Source organism: Candidatus Symbiopectobacterium sp. NZEC127 (assembly GCF_025962675.1).
Taxonomy (GTDB): Bacteria; Pseudomonadota; Gammaproteobacteria; order Enterobacterales; family Enterobacteriaceae; genus Symbiopectobacterium.
Genome location: NZ_JAGFPG010000001.1, coordinates 2,022,871 through 2,043,294 on the forward strand (window position 1 = coordinate 2,022,871; position 20,424 = coordinate 2,043,294).

The following is a 20,424-nucleotide window of genomic DNA, read 5'->3' on the forward strand; positions in this document are numbered from 1 at the left end:
GTTAACCTCATTGGTGACGCGGACTGCCATCAGCCAGCAATGCCTCGCCTTTGAGCGCGGTAATCGGACCGTAGGCGTTGGGCTGGCGATGCACATCAAAGTTGAACGTGGTGCGTTTGTAGATCTGGCAGAAATCGAGATCGCAATGGGCTATCGCCACTTCATCGCCTTTGGTCAGACAGCTGGCGACCACTTCACCCGATGGCGCAATGATGCAGCTCCCGCCAATGTGTTCCACGCCCTCTTCCGTTCCCGCTTTCGCCACCCCCACCACCCAGGTGCCATTCTGATAAGCCCCCGCCTGCATAGAGAGTTGGTTATGAAACAGTGACAGATCGTCGTGCTCCGGCGCAGGCGCATTGTGCACCGGCGTGTTGTAGCCGATCAGCACCATTTCCACGCCTTGCAGCCCCATCACGCGATAGGTTTCACACCAGCGACGGTCATTACAAATCGCCATGCCGACCCGGCCGCCAAAGGCGTTAAACACCGAGAATTCTGTTCCTGGCGTAAAATAGCGTTTCTCCAAATGCTGAAAGGCGCGCCAGGGTTCGTGCTCACGGTGCCCCGGCAAGTGCACTTTGTGGTATTTGCCGACGATAACGCCGTTTTTATCCACCAATATTGAGGTGTTAAACCGCCGTTTTTCCCCCTGTTCCACGCTCAGTTCGGCGTATCCCAGACAAAAGCCCACTTGCAATTCACGCGCCAAATCGAACAGCGGCTGTGTTTCGGCACCCGGCATCGCCGCCTCGCACCAGCTATCCAGTTGGGACTCATCGTCGATATACCAGCGCGGAAAAAACGTGGTGAGCGCCAACTCGGGATACACGATCAGATCCGCACCCAGTTGGTGCGCCTCGCGCATCAGGTTCATCAAGCGTGCCACCACGGCAGCACGGGAATCTTGTTTATTGACCGGCCCTAACTGGCCGATAGCGACATTGACATAACGCGCCATGTGATTTTTCTCCTGTAAACGCATCGGGTATCAGGCGCGATCGGCGCGCTGTACGACGGCACCCAGCAGAACGTTCGCGCCCGCGATCAAATCCTGTGGTGCCGTAAATTCGTTAATGTTGTGGCTCAACCCCGCCACGCTGGGCACGAAGATCATTCCGGCCGGACACATGGCAGCCATGATTTGCGCATCATGCCCGGCACCGCTAGGCATGCGGCGCGACGGTAAGCCACGCAGGCGCGCCTGTGCAGCAACCAGTTCGACCATCTCCGGCGCAAAGGGCGTCGGCTCAAAACGCGCCAGCATGTTGCGTGACACGCTAATCCCTTCTTCGTGCGCCGCCTGTTCGGCAAATGCCCACAGGCGCTGTTCGGCCAGACGCAGTGCCTCTGCGTCGGTATTGCGTAAATCCACAGTCAAGGTCACGGTATCGGGGATCACATTGACCAGATTTGGCGTGAACACCAGATGCCCGACGGTAGCGACCTGATCGCCACCCAGCTCTTGTGCCAGTTGGCGAGCAAACACGCCGATCCTAGCGGCGACGTAACCGGCATCGTGACGTAACCGTATCGGCGTGGTGCCCGCATGGTTCGACACGCCCTGCAAGTGGAATTCGGTCCATGAAATCCCTTGCACACCTTCCACCACCCCAATCGCCAGCCCTTCTTCATCCAGCACTGGGCCTTGCTCGATATGCAGTTCGAAATAGCTGTCCACCCGGTTATTCCCCACCGATGCCGGACCGGCATAACCGATTTTCCGCAACGCATCGCCTACGGTGACACCGTCAATACCGCGGGTTGCCAGCGCGGTTTCCAGCGCCAGCCCGCCCTGATACACCAGGCTGCCCATCATGTCGGGTTGAAAACGTGAACCTTCTTCATTGGTGAAAAACGCCACCGCAACGGGACGACGCAGCCGCACACCGGCATCTTTCAAGGTGGCAATCACTTCCAGCCCAGAGAGCACGCCGTAGTTACCGTCATACAGCCCGCCGGTTGCCACGGTATCAATATGCGATCCCATCATCACCGGCGGCGTATCGGTTAATCCGGGGTAGACACCCACGGTATTACCGATGGCATCCACCGTTACGTTGAGTCCTAACGCCTGCATGCGCGCCACTGCCCAATCACGCCCCTGCCGGTCTTCATCGCTGAGCGCCAGCCGACACACACCGCCCTGCGGCAATGCGCCTATCGCGCCCAGTTGATACAGCGACGCCATCAGGCGTTCGCCGTTAATGCGTAACTCGCTTGTCATGACATAACCTTTTTTATCGTGCTGCCGCGCGCCATCAACGATGCGCCCAGTGCGTCATCCGCTTTTCAATGAAGGCGAAGATTTCATACATCACCACCCCCATGGCGCCGATAACGATCAACCCCGCAAACACCAACGCCATATTCATGTTGGAGCTGGCCGACATCATCAGATAGCCAATACCCAGATTGGAGGCCACGGTTTCCGAAATCACCGATCCGACAAACGCCAGCGTGATGGCCACTTTTAACGAGGCAAAGAAGTAAGGCAGCGATCGGGGCAACCCCACCTTTTTCAAAATGTCGAAACGGGATGCCCCCAGTGAACGCAGCACATCCTCCATTTCAGGCTCTACCGTCGCGAGCCCGGTCGCGACGTTGACGACCACCGGGAAAAAAGAGATGAGAAAAGCAGTGGCAATGGCCGGAATGGTACCGATGCCAAACCACACCACCAGTACCGGCACAAAGGCCACTTTGGGAATCGAGTTAAACCCGACCAGCAGCGGATACACCGCTTTGTAAACCAGCGAGGACGCACCGACCGCAACCCCCAACACCAGCCCTACGGCTACCGCCAACACAAAACCCGCCAGCGTGGTGTAGAGCGTTTGCAGCGAATGCGCGGCGATGGGCCGCCAGTCCGCGACCAACGAGCGGAAGACATCGCTCAATGACGGGAACAGGTAGGTCGGCACATCCAGCCCCACCACAATCACCTGCCACAGAACGCCGAGCAGGACCAGCAGTGCCCAAGGGGCTATCTTGATTAACACATGACGAGATATCACGACGGGCCTCCGTTAGGCATGATGTTGTGAAGAGATGTGCTCGCGCAGTTCAAACACATAGCGAGAAAACGCATCGGTGTAGGTCACCTGAAGATCGCGCGGACGAGGAAGTTCAACCTCCCGGCGCGCGATAATCCGGCCCGGCCTGGCACTCATCACATAGACGGTATCCGCCAGAAACACCGCTTCACGCAGATCGTGCGTGACCAGCACCACCGTAAACGGCGCTTCCTGCCACAGATCGCGCAACATGCACCACAACTCTTCACGGGTGAACGCATCCAGCGCACCGAACGGTTCATCCAACATCAGCAAGCGCGGTTTGTGGATCAGCGCGCGACAAATCGAGGCGCGCTGCTGCATGCCACCGGACAACTCCCACGGGAATTTGTCTTCATACCCTTCCAGCCCAACCCGTTTCAGCAAGGCTCGCGCCTGCTCTTCATACTCGCGCCCTTTTTTACGTCGCGTAGAGCGGTAAGGCTCCACGATCTCCATCGGCAGCATGACGTTTTGTAGCGTGGTGCGCCAAGGCAGCAAGTTAGAGGCCTGAAACGCCATGCCGACGCATTTCTGCGGCCCCACCACTTCGCGTTTGTTGACGAAAACGTAGCCCTCACTCGGCGAGAGCAGCCCCGAGGTCAACTTCATGAATGTCGATTTACCACAGCCGGAAGGTCCTACCAGCGCCACGAACTCATTTTCATTGATACTGAAATTAATGTCCTTTATGGCCAGCTGTTCGCTGTTGCTGTACGCCAGACTGACATTCTCGAACTTAACGAAACTCATTGTTCACCACCTGAAATCATGCTGCCTGACGGAAATTACCGCACGGTACGATCGGCAGATGCCGGTAACAGCGCACTGGTAAACAACGCCTCCGTTTTCGGCGTCTCTTTCAACTCGAACGCGGACACCACATCACTGATGGAGTTACTCAAGCGCTGGGTATCCACACTGCCCAGACCGTTTTTCTTGGTTTCTGGCGTTACCACCAACTGATCAAACGCCAGTTGCAGGCGACGGGTTTCCAGCGGCAAATCGATCAGTGAATCCTGCTCCTTCACAAACTTGGCGGCGCTGACGGGATCGGCGAGGGTTTCCTGCACCGCTTTGTTAAAGGCACGCAAGAAGGCTTTGATGGTGTCAGGGTGTTTTTCCAGCATCTCTTTGCTGGCGATGATGGTGTTGCCGTAGAGATCGACGCCATATTGCGCATACGGGAAGATAGTCAGGTCATCAGCCTTGGCACCGCGCGCTTCGAGATTCAGCAGATTGGTAAAATAGAAGCCGGAAATCGCATCGACGTTTTTGCGCACCAGCAGGTTGGCGGTAACGGTGGGGTCAGCCGATTGCCAGGTGACGGCGTCTTTGCTCAACCCCACTTTCTTCGCAAAAGCTGGCCAGGCTTTGCGCGCGGCATCAAAGACCGGAGCCGCAATGGTTTTCCCTTTCAGGTCTGCTGGCGTTTTTACCCCAGTGCTTTTCAGCAAAAATACCGCGGCAGGCGTGGCGTTATACAGCATATAAACGCCTTTAATGCCGGTGCCTGGATGCTGGGATTCTTGTTCAATCAAAGCATTGAAATCGGCAAAGGCCATATCATAGGCACCGGTTGCCACACGAGTCACGGCACCCGCGGAGCCGTTACCGGAGTCGATCTGTACGTCCAGCCCTTCCTGGGCGAAATAGCCTTTGGCTTTAGCCATCAAAAACGGTGCAGAGGGCCCCTCAAAGCGCCAGTCGAGCGAGAATTTTACTTTGACAGGATCTGCCGCATAGGCGGATGACGCCAGTACAGATAAAGACAGTAGCGCCGTACAACCCAATTTGTGCAGTGTTGCGAATCTGGATGTCAACATCACGAATGTCCTCAATAGTGAAAGTCAGTGTGTAGCCGAATTAACGCCGGTTTTTGTCGTCCGCCGATGGGAGCGGAGCACGTTGATACAGGTCGCCAATCTGCTGATGAATATCTTCCATGCGTTGCATGCGTTGGCTTGCCCTCTCGGAACAGCAGGCCGCCAGCTCATTGCCAATAAAATTGACCATGCTGATGGCGGCGGTGTAGGAATCAAAAATGTCGCTGTGCTTTGCGGCACATGGGATGACCACATCGGCCAGCGCGCAGACATCAGATACCGGGGTATTACTGAGCACCACAATGCGGGTGCCATAGCGTTTGGCCACGCGTACCAGATGTAGCAGCAGTTGGATCTGGCGGGGAAAATCCACCACGAACAGCACATCCGTCTCGCGAATGTCCGCCAGCACGTCGGCAAATTTCGCAGCCGGATCGTTTATCAGTTGCACATCGCTCAGCGCATGAGAGAACAGCGACTGGGCATAGAAAGCAGGGGCGTAACTATTGCGAAACCCCAACACCCAAACGCGGCGTGCATCACGCATAAGATGCACCGCGCGTTCCAGCTCTTCAGGCATGCTGTCGCGCTGCATACCCGCCAGATTTTCGCGTTCCCGTTCGATATGCACATCAAGCCGTTCACGCACCGTTGTCGGATGTGGCGTGCGCTGTGCCAGATTAGTGAGCGGCGAATAGCCCATCGGCTCAATACCGCGACATTTCATGCGAAACTGATTGAAATCCTGAAAACCGAGGCGACGAAACACCCGCGCCGCGGTCGATTTAGAGACGCCCGCCAGTCGGGATAATTCCGTCGCGCTATAGCTTGCCAATTGATGTTGATGCGCCAGAATGACATCGACCAGCTTCTTCTCTGCCGGGGACAACGCGCCATAGATAAGGCGGATGGCAGTGTGCAACTCAGCCAATACGCTGGTGTGTTCTTCAGGTGCGGTTAGCGCGTTATTCATCATGACCTCGGTCTGCGTGGTACTTAACGTTTCGCGGTGCAAAGCAGCCACAAATGGCACATCTGTTTTATGAGAAAGCACATAACGAAACGCCTGTACCAACCACTAAGCAAAGGGCGCGCCAAAACCTTACCAATTCAAAGGTAATTATTTATCTACATGAAAAATATGGTTTTTATTGAGTAATCAGAAACGGCCTAGCCGAAAAATGGCGGCGGTGATGCATGTAGTATTTCAACTTTGGTGCAGATTTCACGCGTTTTGCACCATGACAATGCAGGGAGGCAAAGTAAAAGGGTACTCACTGTGGAAATTTTGTTAGCTTTGCCAGATCTCTGATAATTAAACTTAGCGTATCCGGATTATTGACTAAAAAAATCATCCGGAGATAATTATCACGTTGAAATATATGGTAAAGGGTGGAAGGTTTAAGCAAGCTGTCCAGGTTATAGGCTTTGTAGACCGGGTTGGTCATGAAATAAACCTTGCATAAATAAACAAATCTTTCGCTTAGCATCTTTCCTGTAATAATATGGTACTCAATACGGGCAATCGAAGCATCAACATCCTCAAGATTCCCCTCCGCATCTGTTCTTAGATAAAAATAATCATCCGGGCTGCCCAAAGCATGCACTGCCTCGTGGCGCATCGTATCCGCAGCCAGATTGACATAGTATTGCTGCTCGGTATATCCCTCATACTCTCGCTCGTCAGGGGTGTAATCTGCCGGAATAAACTCTGCATTGATAAATATTCTATCGAGTGGATCGTTAACGTAGGAAAACCCTAATATATTGCTCTCAGCGCGCGCTTCGTCCATCCCGCTCTCTCGTTTTTTTACCGCGATAATAATATTATCTTTAGCTTCATCACCAAAGACCAGCTTCATTTTATTTATCTTATCGCAAAAAATTTCACTAACATAATCCCTAACCTTTTTATCTGTTATCCTTAATTTATTCAACATATATTCATCGAACTCAGAATAATCATTACTGATTAAATAGCTGGCGCTGGATAGCGTTGCTTTTGTTTTATCAAAGGCTTGTAACATGATAGTAGAGACAGCAGTATATTGATGCTCCTTTTCAATCACATCGAGGCTTTTATACGCGTACTGTTCAGGATCCCTGAAAAGCACTGTTTTCTTTTCTTCAATATACAAATCTGCCTGCTGAACCGATGTGACAACTTTTTTTCCACTACGCTCAAGCAAGTTATACACCTCATGCATATTCTCATTGTTGTATAACTTAAACGGCAACCCAGACAAATCTGATCCATCAATATTAAAATCATGTCCTCTTGAATTACCCGACTGCCACTTGACCGATTTATCAGCCAAATCTCTGTCGAGAGAAAAGATCATCTCTTGTGCTTCAGAAGGGGTAGTAATGATGATTTTCTTAGTGCCAAAATCCTTAACAATGCTGACATCTGTGATTAAAAAATTAGGATTGATTTCACCATCATTATTCTTTCCATAAAGTTTAAAGTAAGTGGGGATAGCATTATCACTCACTGGACTCTCTAATGCATGAAAGAAAACATCATTATTGGATAAGTAATATAACTTACTGTCAAGCTTAATGTCTTTGTAAAAGCCATTGATTCCCACATAAGGTTTGAGTATTTCACTGGGTGAATCAAATTTCAATCCAGCACCAACATTTCGCTTCAATAAAAAACTGATATCGTTGCTTTCATAGAAATCAGCCGTACACAAAGAGAAAATCTGCCGTTTAGTTCTGCACATTGATGAGCGAAGTTTATAACGTTGCCGTCCTGAGTTAATGCCTGCCCCCTGAGGCATTAAATAATAGGAATTTGATTTCTGGTTCTTATAAAGATGAATACCCTCCTCCTCACCGGTTAACTCACCTAAAATATAGGTATCATCACCATTAGCCTTGATGCTTATTAATCTGTCTTCATAAGGAAGATACTCTTTCGCTTCACAAATAACAGCGCCATCGATGCTCTTCGACGGTGTTAACGCATGCATAGCGAGTTGACTAATGGTCTGTGAGTCTTTAGCACTGAGCAATATTTTATGTTTATTAATCTCGTTCACAATAGTATTGTCGATATAATAATCCTGGTCATAAGTCTCCCAAGGCAATCTCTCTAATGGATATTTGATGATTGAATAGATTCCAGTGACAAGATCAGGTTTGATAACAAATTTCCCACCTGAATAGGTTAACGGCAGCAAATCACCCTTACCTTCTAAATACATCGTCATACTGTCATCAACATGAAATCTAAAATACTCATCTGATATTTTTAAATATTTATTATGATATTTATCGAATTGATATTTCCTCCCTGCCGTTATCGGCCCGACATTGTGGTGTTGGATATCCATACTGACCAATTCATTCTTTAGTTTTTGATCAGACTCAATCAGTGATATCAACGCTTCGCTTGCCAGCGGCGTATGCTCACTTTCAAAAACCCATTTCCCCGCACGCTGAGTAATAGGCCGATACCCTCTGTCATCCTTGGCCATGTACCTGAAAACATTATCTGATATTTGAATCTCTAAGGCTGGCTTGAAAACATTGCCGACAAGCGCATAAGCCATGCCGTCAAATCTGATTAAAATTCCATCACCGTAGATTTCTGGTGAGCTATTTTTATAAAAATAAATATTTTTGGCGTTTGTCCAGAAATTTTCAGCCAAATTAAACGTGCTTTTAACTTCATTATTAAAAGGTAAGTTTTTATCAATCACCCAACAATTATGTTCATTATAAAATATTAATCCTTTGCTTTCCTCATCAGCGAAATGGTTGGCGACTCGGTCAATATAAACTGTCTTCTCTGGCCTCTGTGTTTTAATAATCAAATTATTATTTTTATGCTTGATGTTTTTGACAATGCTACTGATTCGTTTATCATCATTATTGTTTGCTATCTCATTTACCGTTTTGGTGAGCAAAGAGGATACAATATCTTTTGCCAGAGATAAGGTATAGTTTTCCAGATCCTCGAGATAATCTATAGACAGTTCTTTGTTATCAATAGAGTCAGAAATCATATCCAGAACGGTAGCGAAAATTAATGTTACCAGTCGTGTCTTATTATAGGTGGGTAACCATGTAAAAAGCCCACCTAATGCAGTCTCTATCTTTTGGGAAAGGGCATTAAAATTAGTGTAATTTGTACAACCCATGCCATAAATTTCGTAATGTAAAATCACACGCCCCTCTTCAATCAGAGAGGTCACTGGGCTCTTTACTGTTTTACTGATAACTCTTAATATTTTTGAAACTGACAACGCTTCCCGTTGATCGTGACAGTCCGTGGTTTTCACCCTCACCACGTCGTCGATAGTTGCACTCTGATTTTTTTCTCTTTCTTTTGGTGAATATATTCTCTTTTTGATATCATACATAACCTGAGAACGCCGATTGGCATTAAAGGAAAATCCTCTCTCGACTGAGCCATTTTTGTTTTTATTGACAGAAAGGTAGGGATCGACTTTCCCATCAACGCCAGGACGTTTCTTATTTGTTCTCTTTCGCTTATGATTATTTTCGAGGAAAGAAAAATGATGGGTTTTCCCTTTGAACATAGCGTTATGTTCTTTTATTAAAACACGAACTGTTCTTTTATCTTTTTTAGACAAGCTTTCAACAATCCGCCATAGCTTTACCAAATGGATATTTGCAAGAAAAAAGGACAGGTTATTTATTTCATTAGCAAAAGCGCCATAGATATATTTATGCGTATACTGAATACACTTTAACAACAGCCTGATATTTCTTTCTCTTTTATTTTCAATTTTTTTTACATCTGGTGATGATTCTGAACGCCTAAAAATATGATGAAATTCATTTCTTAAATGCCGGTCAATTTTTTCATCGCGTGTAAGATTAATTATCTCACTCAGTATGTTTTTATTTTTAATAATTACTCTTCTGCTCTGTCGCGCCACTCTATCAGGAGGGGCGTTAGCATGATCTACAACGTAACCGTCGTCAAAACTGGATACTACCAACTGATTTATCACAGAAATATCATTGTAAAACTCCTCTTCTGATATTTGCCACAATCCAGTTACAGGATCAGGAATGCCAATAATAGTTTTGTCGGTGTAAATGGAAGGGTTCACAAAATCATCGTCATTCATTTCATAGGGATATTCAGAAGAATTTTTAATGTCCAAATAAATACCCCGATCGTTGTGATAATTATTTTTATCACTATGCTGTTTTTGGGGGGAGTGGTTATTGCGATAATAAACAACTCCGGCAAATCCAGCGCCAAGGAGCAGACTGCCAAAAACCAATGCTTGCTTTTTTGTCAGATTGAACCCAATTTTCTGTTCATTAACACCTCTTGTTTTCTCTTTCAACGCCTCACTTTCATCTATCAGCTTTTGCCCCGAGAGGGATATGTGAGAAAACGCACTCTCGTCAGTACGTCGTGGTAAGGATGTGCCGAACGAGAAAACCCGTGTAATAAACGAAAATATGCTGAACACATCCGCCCGCGGGTTCGCTTCCTCGGCCAAGGTTTTTCTCGCCGCCGATGCAACAGGCCGGCCATTGGGCTGATGATGTAATCGATGAGCGGTAGTCATTTCATTGAAATTTTTACAATAAGGCAAATTTTCGAATGAATGCTTTTGGTTTGTTTTTACATGCATCAATAAATGCTCCGATTGTTACCAACATAACTCGTCATTAATAAATATCATTAGCTATTAGCCCTATGACTACTTACAGAGAAAATTATCATCGTGCATGACATCTAAATAAGACAAACAAGTCCGGTTATAACAGCAAAACATGATCCCGTGCAAAATCACGAATCAGCAGCGTTAATGTATCCGGGTTATTTAACAGAACGATAGCGCGAAGATAATTATCCCTGACGAAAAGCTGATGAAACACGGCTGGTTTCATCAGACTCTCTATATTGACTCCAGCATATATAGGGTTGCTCATAAAATATGATTTACAAAGATAGACAAATCGATCATTGAATGCATTTCCCGTCAGGATAAAATACTCAATCCGGTCGATAGCGTCCTCAACCTGTTGCAGTTTCCCATTTTCATCTATTCGATGATAAAAGTAATCATCAGGATTGCCTAATGCATGTATGGCTTCGTGGCAGAGTGTTCCAGACATCAAGTTTACATAGTACTCTTGCTGGCTAAATCCCTCATAATCACTCGCATTCATGGTCAAATCATCAGGGATGATATCCGTATTTAAAAAAACCCGATCAAGAGGGTCATTAATAAATGAAAAACCTAAAACATTACGATTCACATCTATATTTTTCTTATCCGATGCTATCGGATGGTTTTTGTTTCTGACAATAAGAATAATATTTTCTTTATTATGCATGCTAAACAACTGATTTATTCTACCTGAGATCTTAGTGAATGAATCAATAAAAATGTCAATCACTCTTTTATCAGAAATCTTTAACCGCTCAATGATATACTCATCAGCTAAATAACGATCGCTTTTGACAAATCGACTTGACTTATCAACCATTTCTATTGCATTACTATAGGCTTCATTGAATATCGCTGATAAAATGACATCACTCTTTTCATTCTCTATTGACGCTAACGTTATATAATCAAATGAATCAGGCCTGTTGATGATTTCTTTTATTGCATTATTAATATAATAATCGGCATCTTTTATGGAAGTAATGCTCTTTTTGCTGCTCAAATCAAACAGTTTTGTGACTTCATCACTATCAAATTTTTCATGTAACTTGCGTAATAACTGCTCAATATCTTCACTTCCCTTTTCAGCGATGATACCTTCCGAACTGCGTTGCTGCCACCTTAGTAATTTTTGTGAATACGTTTTGTCTAAGTCCAATACGATTTCTTGTGCTTCTATAGGCGTACTCACGATAGTTTTTTTATCATAAAAATCTTTTATGATGCAGACATCTGAAATGACGAAACTGGGGTTTATTTCGCCCTCTGCATTTTTTCCATACAGTTTAAAATAAACAGGTGCAATTCTATCTTCGGCGCTGTCCACTTCACTGGCATGAAAATAAACATTATCATTAAAAAAATAATAGAGCTTATTTTCATCATTTTTATTTCGGTAAAAACCGTCAAGATCGCGGTATGGCTCTAACATTTCCTTTGCGTTGAACAATTTAATGCCATTATCGACATTCCGTTTAAGTAGAGAAGTAAACTCTGCCGTTTCATAATACGCGTTCATGCACCCTGAAGGTACTTGCCGCTTTACTTTGCATTGCAATGTTTTGGTATTGTATTTATTTATTTTGATACCACTTTTTTTTTGAAAAGAATAATAGGTATTTCCTCGACTGTTTTTATATAAAAAAATACCATCATCAGCATGTCTCTCATTCGGTAATAAAAAATAATCATTTCCTAAGTCTGTAACCGCAATCATTTTATTGTTATAAAGAAAAAAATATTTTCCGTCTAAAACGTAGGCACCATCAATTTTTTGGGATCTATCATATTGATGTTCAGCAAGAAAAGTATCATCAGAAAAGGATTTGGCTTGCATGAATAACTGACTACGGGGCATCCTCTCAACCACGCTGTTATCTAGATAATAATTTTTATCATCATGGGAGGAAAAAGGTTTTTGTAACGCTTTTTTATAGTATGAAAACTGTCCTTCTGCAAGGTATGATTTTGTATAAAACTGGCTATCTTTTTCTCTCAAGGGAAGTATATCTCGATGTCCATCAACATACAGAGAGCCGAACACATCTTGCTTAACCCTGTAATAACCTTCATTGATTTTTAGATATCGATTGTAATTTTTATCGAACTGGAATTTTCTGGATAATGTTATTGGCCCAACGTCGCTGTGTGCTACGTGATTCCTAACCAATCTATTTTTGATGTTTTCTTTTTCTGTTAAAAAATGAACCAGATCGCTGCTCGCAGAATGGGTTATTTTACTTTCAAACACCCACTTTCCTGCTCGCTGTACAACAGGGACATACACACTGTGTTTCAATGCCAGGTAGCGAAACACTCTCGGATTGACTTGAAATTCTTTTGCCGGATAAATTCTATTTCCAATAACAATATACAGTTCATCTAAATGTCTTATTAAAATCGAATCACCATAAAACTCGGGTGAGCTGTTTCTAAAATAAAACACCCCCTTTTCATCCCTCCATATCTTATCAATCAATCTCTTGGTTTTTTTTACTTCGTGATTAAATTGAATGTTTCTATTTACAACCCAATGATTGTTCTCATAAAAAAGATATTTATTTCTTCTTTCATCGATGAAGTGGTTAAAAAAGTTTTTTACAGGAATATCTCTTATAGGGTGAGCTGTTCTGATTATTAATTTCCCTTTGCGATATTTAACATCATTAGTCATGGCATTAATCTCTTTTTGACCATCAGGCTTTATCATGTTATTGATCTGTATGGTTGATAAAGAAGAGATCATATCCTTCGCCAAATTAATAATATTATTATCAATATCCTCGATATAGGATAATGATAACTCCTTGCCTTCGATAGCATCAGAGATCATATCCAGGACGGTAGCCGCTATCAGGGTAATCAAGTGCGTTCTGTTATACATAGGAATCCAGGACAGCAGCGAATTGATAGCACTTTCAATTTTTTGAGAGATTGAGTTAAACTTACTGTGATCGACACACCCCTTGGCATAGATACTGTAATCTAACACTATCCGCCCCTCCTCAATCAATGAGGATATCGGGTATCTTATCGTTTTGCTAATCACTCGTAATATATCTGACAGCGCTAAACGCTCTCTTTCATCGCGACAATCTGTAAGTTTAATTATTTTAACGTCATCGTATGCTGGTGCATTTTTTTTAGTCTCCGTCTCTTTTTCAATGTGTCTTTTTCGAACGTACAAAACACGCGCTTTCGGAAAATGCGTCGTTACATTAGCCTCATTGGTATAGCCCTGTTTTTCATGCCTATCAGGGTATTTTTCAATAGTAATTTTTTGGTCAGGATACCGCGCTTCCGCAGGATAAATCGAACCGTTATCCGCTGAGATAGGCTGAATGGAATCGCGTCCCCACTGCCGGTAGCGAGAATAACCTAACCACCATCCTGTGCCGCCTAACATAATGAGTCCAATAGCTATCGTTGATTTTCTCCCAAGTGAGTAATCAGGAAGTACAGGTTTATCATTTATCTCACTGGTTTTCAGTCTCTCCGACTCTACATATAATTGATGCCCACGCGCCATCAGCGTTGAGAGTGATAGATTATTGTCTTCATAGTGTACATTGCTTTCTCGTAAACAGGTTTTTGTTAATTTGGTGACAGTTTGATTTTGATGCCTTAGGTTTTTCCTGCCGCTTGGACATTCAGTGGAACTGGCTATTTTGTTAATTTTAGCAGGCAATATATTTTTCTGCATTGATGGTTTTATTGCATCCTCAACGGATAAGTATTTTTTTTTCTCGTCCGCTATAATAAGCCTCACATCCATAGGCAATCTCATACAAGAAGTACGTGGTCATGATATTGAAAACATGATTAATCATATACAGGCTTTAGATAAGCGGATACCAGTTAACGATGATTTATGCTTACCCTTTTATTATATTGATTTTTTTAGTTTTAATGAATGGCCGAACAATAAAACCCCCGAGAATATAAATAATATTCAATATAATATTTTCCAAACTAAAAAATTAGCGCAGTTGGCTATCCTTGGAACCCCGCCGATTATAACCAGAAAAATTTTGCTGTTTGACATCCAGAGACTTCTGACAATTCACACAAAAACGCACGCCAGGTAATGCTTTGCGTCTTGCCTCCGGGATCGGCTCACCGCACTCGGCACAATGCGACAAACTCTCACCAGAAGGCAGTTCATTTCTTACTCTGGCAACAGCGTCCTCAACCGTGCTGTCTATTTGCTCCTGTACCGCACCATCCCCTGCCCAGCCAACGGCCATGTTATGTACTCCAACGCGAATCATCTTGTCTTTATGGTAGTGTGGATGGGTAAAATTGTCTTTTCAAGCTTCATGTTTCCGTGTACTGTACATAAAAACAGTAACATCAAGGATAGCTTTCATGTTTGTTGAACTTGTTTATGACAAACGTAACGTTGCCGGACTGAACAACGCCCACACGCTTATCGAAAAAGAACTGATAAAACGCGTACACCGCGCCTTTCCCGATGCTGAAGTCAGGGCAAAGGCCATGCAGGCGAACGCGATAAATTCTGATGCCAGTAAATCTGACAAAGCGGTCATCAATCGCCTCATTGAAGAGATGTTCAATGATGCAGATGAATGGCTGGTTGCAGACTAAAAAAAATGCACTATGACAATAAATTACGCAAACTTTGCAATATCATTGACCAGCACGCTGATGGTGTCTGGGTTATTGATTAATATTACACCACGTAGGAAATCATCATATTGGAATAAAAGACTCAAGCTCTCAGGTTTGATCAAGCTATCCAAGTCATAGGAACTGTAAACAGGGTTGCTCATAAAGTAGAGTTTGCACATGTGAAGAAACTCTCCTCTGATCTGTACATTCCCTCGGATATAGAGCTCAGTGCGTGCTAACGTTTCTTCGATAGTGCCAAAATCGCCATTCCCATCAGAATAATGATAAAAATAATCTTCAGGGCGACCCAACGCATGGATCGACTCATGGCACATAGTGGCAGAAACTGCTTTGGTATCCTTAGAGAGTTTCTGAGATTTGATGTGCGGTGGGAGTGACCCATATTCTTTAGCGTGAATAAAATCCGTCATGATAAAGATTCTATCCAGTGGATCGTTTGAATATGAAAATCCAGCAACATTATTTTTCCTACTCAGGTCACCGTTGTCCATAGTCTGTTTTTTTTCATGCTTATTCATGACTAGAAAAATATTCGATTTATCATTTTCATCAAAAACAAGATCCATACGATTCAGTTTAATCAATAACGTATCAATGAATAATTTTTGAGCAGAAAAATCAGAAATTCTCAACCTATTCTCTACGTAGTCTTTCACCTCCGGAGATTGTTTTTCGATCAGCATACGGACTTTCGAAATATCTTTCTTAGTCTTATCAAAGGCATCATTGAATACCTCAAAAAGATAGGCATGAGAGGGAGAATCTGCAATAGACGTGATACTATTGAAAGAATAATCATCTTTATTCTCGAGAACATCAATTTTGTAATCATCAATAAATTCATTACTGTATTTTATTGACGTTACTAATTTTTTACTGCTGAGAGAGAAAAAATCCTTGACATGTTGTACATCACCATTATCCAATAATTTTTTTTTCAAGTTGTCCAACGATGTGAAAGAAGTTTCAAAAGGCTCACGTTTAATATCGGAATTTTGCCATTTTGATAAAGCGCTTGATACCTCAGCATCTAAATTAAAAACCATTTCAAGAGCTTCTGATGGCGTAGTGATTATCGTCTGCTTTGTGTCAAAATCCTTGATAATACAGACATCAGCAATGATGATATTTTTGTCTATCTCACCCTCATTTTTTTTACCATAGATTTTGAAAAATACAGGAACCATACCGTCGCTGATAGGTTCCTCTTTGGCATGAAAAAAAACGCCATCATTAGATAAAAAATAAAGGGAATAAGAAGCCTCTTTTTCTTTAAAAAAGCCATCAGCATCTCCATAGGGCTCAAGGTGTTCAACTGGAGCATCAATATTTATACTATGATCAGAGTTTCTTCTAAGAAGCGTAGTTATGTCCTTTGACTCCATAAAACGTGCGGTGCATAGTGATAAAACCTGCCGTTTAGCGATGCAGCGTGAATCGCGAATTTTTAACTGTTGTGCTTTGAATATCTCATTAACTTTTTTTGGCATGATAAAATAAGTATTGCTTTTTGAATTTTTGTATATTTTTATATTATCATCCCTCCCCAATAAATAAGTATCATCCCCATTATTAGATATCTCTATAAAGTTTTTATCAAAGATAATATAATCCACTCTATTGATAGTGACTGCACCATCAATGTTATTCGACTTTGACATATACTGAGAAAATGATTTTTGGAAACTGAAAATACCGTTAGCCGTGTTTAAAAATCTTCTTTTAGATATTTTATTAATCACGGAACTGTCTAAATAATACTTACCCACATCATCCTGTTCAAGTGGCTGTCTCAAGGCTATTTTATATACATCATACATATTTCCTAACAGATCAAAATGAACATGGTATTTACCAGCATCAAAATTAACAGGTAAAATGTCATGACACCCTTCAATATAGCTCGATGAAAAATCATTAGTTTTAAAAAGATAATAATTATCATCAATTTTTATGTATTTATTATGCTTGCCATCATACTGATAAAGTACCGATGGACGAATTGGTGTCACATTTTCATGAAGGGTATCCTCACTGACCAACTTTTCTCTTATTCTTTCATTGTTGACCAAAAAATCAATAAGATCCTCGCCTACGTATGGTGAATGCTTACTTTCAAATTCCCATACACCACCGATATTAACCACGGGCGTAAATACATCATCTTTATTTGCTACATAACGATAAACACCATCCGAAATAAGCGTTTCAGAAACAGAATACATCTCATTATCAACAAAAACATGAAGTATATCATCTATTCTTGCCAACGTTCCATCCGCATATAAATCCGGAGAGCTATTTTTAATGAGATAAATATCATATCCTTGTTGATAGATTCCATACGTATTTTCCAATATTTTTTTTGTTTCAGGTGTGAAACGAACATCTGGACTTATATGCCAAGCATTATCATCATTATAATAAATAACTTTTTTACTCATTTCATCGACAAAATTCCCATATTCTCTATCGATAAAAGTTATTTCATCAGGGTCTGAAGTTTCGATTGTTAATCTGTTATTTGTGTGTTTTATTTTTCTGGTCATCTTAAGAATTTCATCTTCTAAATTTTTAGACTCCATGTCATTTATTTGTTTTGCTGAAAGTGAAGAAAGCAGATCTTTGGTAAAACTAATAAAATAGCCATATATTTCACTTACGGAACTCACGGATAACTCATTCCCATCGATGGCATCGGCAATCATATCCATAGAAGTTGCAGCCATTGATAAAATCATCCGACCCCGGTTATAATGCGGTACCCACTCCATAAGCAGATCAATACTTTCATCTATTTTCTTAGTTAGCTCAACAATATGCATGTCTGTTGCACATCCCTCCTCTTTAACATTATAATCATAGAGAATTCTTCCTTCTTCAGCGAGTGTGGATAGGGGATGCTTTATTGCCTTAGCAATGAGTCGCAAGGTATCACTCAGTGTTGGATTTTCTCTTTCTTTTTGACAAAAAGTGAGATCAATAATCTTCACTTCGTCTTTTTCTGGTTTTTGCGCGGTAACATTTTCACCTTTTAAGACATGCTCTCTTATTGCTGAATAGAAATAATCATTCCTGTTTTTATGCAAAACCTGGCCGTGCGTAATAGTGTGTTTATACATATCCATCACATCGTATGGCATATCGACATTCTTATTTGAATATATATCACTGATGTATAACTTAACATCCTGGCGCAGTCTTTTACCCTCCCCCCCTTTCCTCGCTAACTTCACTTCGTCTAAAATCAATAATAACTTATCAATAAAAAACACCCCATAGATGAAAGAAACGCCACTTAACCCATTTTTCCTATTTTCATGAAGATAATGCAATGTTAAATCAATACAGGCCAAGATCAACTTCGCATCCCTTACCTGACCGTTTTTAGCATTACTGACCTCGACTGTTTCATTCGCTTTGGAGTATAACAAATGCAGTTCATTTCTAATTCGCCAATCGATCATTGGATCATTCAAAAAAAAATTTATTTCCTCTGAAACCGATATCTTTTTTTCCTTTAAGTCATTATGTGACCGCTGCACCCTTATTTTCATATCAACATTAAAAACCTTATTATAAAAATCATCCAAGTGTAGAGGTGCTAACTTTCCAATGACTTCAATTTCCTTCAAATACTCATGCAGTGTTATTTTAAACTCTCGAGTCACAGAGGAGTGATTAGTGAGTGAGTTTTCGCTGGCGTTTAGCACAGCGTTTTTATCGGAATCCTGTTGTATTGCGTTTAATCTCTGCATGCTGTAGGCGTTATTACCCTGCACAATTTGATGCACAGCAAAAGAAAGAGAGTCGTTTTTTTCTACGCTTCTATTTTCAGTAGATGGATTCACATTGCCATAAGTGCTGTATATTTTACGCCCAACTGTCGCTGTTAAAACTAATCCAGCCACAATACCAACAGCACGCTGAAAAGCGGGATGCCACATTCTGCCAAAGAAGCCATTAGTAGGCCTTACATTTTCGGATGAGCCAGGCTCACTTAATAAATGCTCGCTATCACACCCGGCAGCACCTGGTTTTTTGCTAAAAGAGGGTTCTTCTCGCGAATTTTTTACAACTATTATATCTTGCAAGCATGTCGCAGTGATGTTACAAGTTTCTTGCTCAGGAAAACCTGTTTGTGAAAATAACACTATATTACGATTAGTATTATTGCATTGTATTGCTTTTGGCATAAAAGACATCCATTTTATTAAAAATTACATGACCATCAGATATTCAAAAATACAAACAAAACAATCAATAGTGTATTTAGTGATACCGAATTTTCATATCATTAAACGATATAATATCGATGAGTGAGATCATTGGTATTAACCAATGGACCGAGAACTTGAAATTGATTGATAGGCAATTATTTTTGCATTGCTCAAAAAACAGGCTATCGCATTCACCATCATGTTAGCCACTGATGACTCGGCCCCGTTTTTATACATGCACTGATAATAAAGGAGTATTGCCTCCCTCTTTCGGGTCATTGTTCTGGTAGAAATGATGGCAGTAGTATCGGGGAGGGCTAAGGCCTGATGGCATTACGCCCGTCCACGTTCTACTGAGGTGATTGATAATGAAAAAAAGCGTTAACGTAAAATCGTTTTACTATGGTTTTCCGGTATTTTTGGCTTCAACTCGCGACCCCATCACGCAACAACTGAATATCGCGCCACTCTCTGCCTCTTTTTCACTCGGCAATACGCTGATGATTGGCGTAAATAAAAGCAACAAAACTCACGACAATATCGTGGCCGGTTCGGATGTGGTGATCAATATCCCCCCGCATCAGTTGTGGTCTAAAATTGAGCAGTTGGGCCGTGTGACCGGAAGAGAAATTGTGCCTGACAGTAAATTGAGTCAGGGTTTTTCCTACTGCTCAGATAAAGCGGATTTAAGCGGATTTACCCTGGAAGCCTCCACGCAGGTTTCCCCCGATCGTATTGCAGATTGCCCGATTCAGGCTGAATGTAAAACCGTCGACGTTATTGAGAAAGCGGCCTTCATTTTGGTGGAGTTGGATATCAAACAGGTGTGGATCGATGAATACCTGTTGAACGAAGATGGCTCCCTCAATACCGCTCAGTGGAACCCGCTTATCTATAAGTTCCGTGAATACAACACCACCACGCCTGCATTTGGGTTTAACTTTAAATACGGCAGTTGATGTGCTGATTGGCGGACGAGGCAGGACGTAAAGATTTT

The 20,424-nt window shown here is 42.7% G+C and carries 12 protein-coding genes; 2 read left to right on the forward strand and 10 right to left on the reverse strand.

From position 1 onward, the window contains the following. Positions 1 to 7 precede the first annotated feature (7 nt). The 9 genes from J5069_RS09355 to J5069_RS09395 form a co-directional block, all read right to left on the reverse strand. Complete coding sequence (locus J5069_RS09355) at positions 8 to 961, reverse strand: N-carbamoyl-D-amino-acid hydrolase (RefSeq protein WP_264643545.1); 954 nt, start codon at positions 959 to 961, stop codon at positions 8 to 10. Positions 962 to 991: 30 nt separating this feature from the next. Continuing rightward, positions 992 to 2,227: a Zn-dependent hydrolase gene (locus tag J5069_RS09360; RefSeq protein ID WP_264643546.1), complete on the reverse strand. Its 1,236-nt coding sequence runs from the start codon at positions 2,225 to 2,227 to the stop codon at positions 992 to 994. A gap of 34 nt (positions 2,228 to 2,261) precedes the next feature. Next, a complete protein-coding gene (locus tag J5069_RS09365) occupies positions 2,262 to 3,017 on the reverse strand; it encodes an ABC transporter permease (protein ID WP_264643547.1) in 756 nt (251 codons plus the stop codon). Positions 3,018 to 3,029: 12 nt separating this feature from the next. Beyond that, complete coding sequence (locus J5069_RS09370; RefSeq protein WP_264643548.1) at positions 3,030 to 3,809, reverse strand: ABC transporter ATP-binding protein; 780 nt, start codon at positions 3,807 to 3,809, stop codon at positions 3,030 to 3,032. 35 nt (positions 3,810 to 3,844) lie between these two features. Beyond that, positions 3,845 to 4,882 carry an ABC transporter substrate-binding protein gene (locus J5069_RS09375; RefSeq protein ID WP_264643549.1) on the reverse strand — a complete coding sequence of 346 codons (1,038 nt, stop codon included), beginning with the start codon at positions 4,880 to 4,882 and terminating at the stop codon, positions 3,845 to 3,847. A gap of 40 nt (positions 4,883 to 4,922) precedes the next feature. Continuing rightward, entirely contained in the window at positions 4,923 to 5,906 is a 984-nt protein-coding gene (locus tag J5069_RS09380) for a MurR/RpiR family transcriptional regulator (protein ID WP_264643550.1), read from the reverse strand. Between the two features lie 250 nt (positions 5,907 to 6,156). Next, the gene (locus J5069_RS09385; RefSeq protein ID WP_264643551.1) at positions 6,157 to 10,512 is read right to left on the reverse strand and encodes a hypothetical protein; all 4,356 of its coding nucleotides are present in this window, start codon (positions 10,510 to 10,512) and stop codon (positions 6,157 to 6,159) included. Between the two features lie 127 nt (positions 10,513 to 10,639). Next, positions 10,640 to 14,329, reverse strand: coding sequence for a hypothetical protein (locus tag J5069_RS09390; RefSeq protein ID WP_264643552.1), 3,690 nt, complete (start codon positions 14,327 to 14,329; stop codon positions 10,640 to 10,642). Positions 14,330 to 14,534: 205 nt separating this feature from the next. Continuing rightward, positions 14,535 to 14,801, reverse strand: a complete 267-nt coding sequence (locus tag J5069_RS09395) for a DksA/TraR family C4-type zinc finger protein (RefSeq protein WP_264628947.1) — start codon at positions 14,799 to 14,801, stop codon at positions 14,535 to 14,537. 121 nt (positions 14,802 to 14,922) lie between these two features. On the opposite strand from J5069_RS09395, the gene J5069_RS09400 reads away from it, so the two are divergent. Continuing rightward, positions 14,923 to 15,162: a DinI family protein gene (locus J5069_RS09400; protein WP_264643553.1), complete on the forward strand. Its 240-nt coding sequence runs from the start codon at positions 14,923 to 14,925 to the stop codon at positions 15,160 to 15,162. A gap of 23 nt (positions 15,163 to 15,185) precedes the next feature. Here J5069_RS09400 and J5069_RS09405 read toward each other — a convergent pair whose 3' ends face one another. Next, positions 15,186 to 19,403, reverse strand: coding sequence for a hypothetical protein (locus tag J5069_RS09405; protein ID WP_264643554.1), 4,218 nt, complete (start codon positions 19,401 to 19,403; stop codon positions 15,186 to 15,188). 392 nt (positions 19,404 to 19,795) lie between these two features. Here J5069_RS09405 and J5069_RS09410 point away from each other — a divergent pair, with 392 nt between their 5' ends. Then, positions 19,796 to 20,386 carry a flavin reductase family protein gene (locus J5069_RS09410; RefSeq protein ID WP_264627728.1) on the forward strand — a complete coding sequence of 197 codons (591 nt, stop codon included), beginning with the start codon at positions 19,796 to 19,798 and terminating at the stop codon, positions 20,384 to 20,386. The last annotated feature ends 38 nt before the right edge of the window (positions 20,387 to 20,424 follow it).